The sequence below is a fragment of the Bacillus sp. 05T31 genome (genome assembly GCF_056396725.1).
The window spans coordinates 1-2026 of the sequence record NZ_JBFTMA010000765.1 but is presented as its reverse complement, the minus strand read 5'-3'; the positions used below and the strand labels follow the sequence as shown (position 1 = coordinate 2026).

The following is a 2026-nucleotide window of genomic DNA, read 5'->3' as shown; positions in this document are numbered from 1 at the left end:
ATACTGGCTCTGTTAGTTTTTTGTATCCCGGTAAGCCTGCTTTTTCTACTAATTTGTACTTGCCTACAGATAAGTCTGAGACTTTTGCTTTTCCATCTTTATCTGTCGTTACTTCTGTTACTACTTTGCCTGCTTCATCTTGTACTTCAAAGACTACGCCCGCTAATGCTTTTTGGCCTTCTTTATCTACTTTTGTAATTTCTACATTACCCTTGTCTAACATTTCGTTTTCTACTGTTAAAGCAAGAGATTTTGTCATACCTTTTTCAATTTGGAAAGTAATAGGATCTACTAATTGCTTATATCCTTTTGGTGCATTTACCTCTACCAACTTGTATGTTCCAACTGATAAATTAGTAACCTGTGCGTGCCCTTTTTTATCTGTCGTTATTTTAGCGACTACTTGTCCTGCTTCGTCTTGAATCTCAAATACGGCATCAGCTAAAGCATCTTTATTTTCTTTGTCTACTTTTGTAATTTCTACATTTCCTGTATCCACTAATTCATTTTCKACAGTTAATTGTAATGCTGTWACTCTACCTTTTTCAATTTCGAATRAAATTGGTTTTTCTAGTGGTTTGTATCCGGCTGGTGTTTCTACCTCCACCAACTCATACTTTCCAATAGATAAATCTGAAACGTTTGCCTTTCCATCTTTATCCGTTTTTACTTTTGTTACTACTTTCCCTTTTGAATCACGTACTTCAAATACAATACCTTCTAATGGTGCTTTACTATCTTTGTCTATTTTCGTGATTTCAACATTCCCCGTATCCACCATTTCGTTTTCTACAGTGAACGCTAGAGATTTTGTCATACCTTTTTTAATTTCAAATGGTACCGACTTTTCTAATTTTTTGTATCCTGGTAAGCTCTCTACTTCTACCAGCTTGTACTTTCCTACAGATAAGTCTGAAACGTTTGCTTTTCCTTCCTTATCTGTTGCTACTTTTGTTACTACTTTGCCAGTTTCGTCTTGAACTTCGAAGACTACACCTGCTAACGGTGCCTTATTATCTTTATCTATCTTCGTTATCTCTACATTTCCCGTATCTACCATTTCATTTTCTATTTTTAATGGTAGAACTTCTGTCATACCTTTTTTAATTTCAAATGATACTGGTTCTGTTAACTTCTTGTAACCTGGTAAGCCTGCTTTTTCTACTAATTTGTAATTTCCTACAGATAAGTCTGAGACGTTTGCTTTTCCACTTTTATCTGTCGTTACTTCTGTTACTACTTTTCCTTGCTCATCTTGAACTTCAAAGACTACGCCTGCTAATACTTTTTGGCTGTCTTTATCTACTTTTGTAATTTCTACTGAGCCTTTATCTAACTGCTCATTTTCTACTTTTATTGATAGGACTGTCGTCATACCTTTTGTAATTTCGAATGATACTGGTTCTGTTAATTTTTTGTATCCTGGTAAGCCTGCTTTTTCTACTAATTTGTACTTGCCTACAGATAAGTCTGAGATTTTTGCTTTTCCTTCTTTATCTGTCGTTACTTCTGTTACTACTTTKCCTTGCTCATCTTGTACTTCGAAGACTACGCCTTCTAATACTTTTTGACTGTCTTTATCTACTTTTKTAATTTCTACTGAACCTTTRTCTAAYWTTTCGTTCTCTACTTTYARTGATARGACTTCTGTCATACCTTTTTTAATTTCGAACGATACTGGTTTCGCTAGTTTTTTGTATCCTGGTAAGCTTTCTRCCTCTACTAGCTTATATTTCCCTACTGATAAATTTGAAACGTTTGCTTTTCCATCTTTATCTGTTGTTACTTTTGTTACTACTTTATCTTTTTCATCTTGCACTTCGAAGGTTACGCCCGCTAATACTGCGCCACTTTCTTTGTCCACTTTTGTAATTTCTACTGAACCTTTATCTAACAGTTCGTTCTCTACTTTCAATGATAAAACTTTCGTCATACCTTTTTTAATTTCGAACGATACTGGCTCTGTTAGTTTTTTGTATCCCGGTAAGCCTGCTTTTTCTACTAATTTGTACTTGCCTACAGATAA

1 protein-coding gene is annotated in these 2026 nt (G+C 34.6%); it reads right to left on the bottom strand.

Annotated elements, in window-relative coordinates:
• Nucleotides 1–2026, bottom strand: a 2026-nt coding sequence (locus tag AC1DJR_RS27950) for a SpaA isopeptide-forming pilin-related protein (protein ID WP_477004041.1), incomplete at both ends; no start/stop codon positions are given.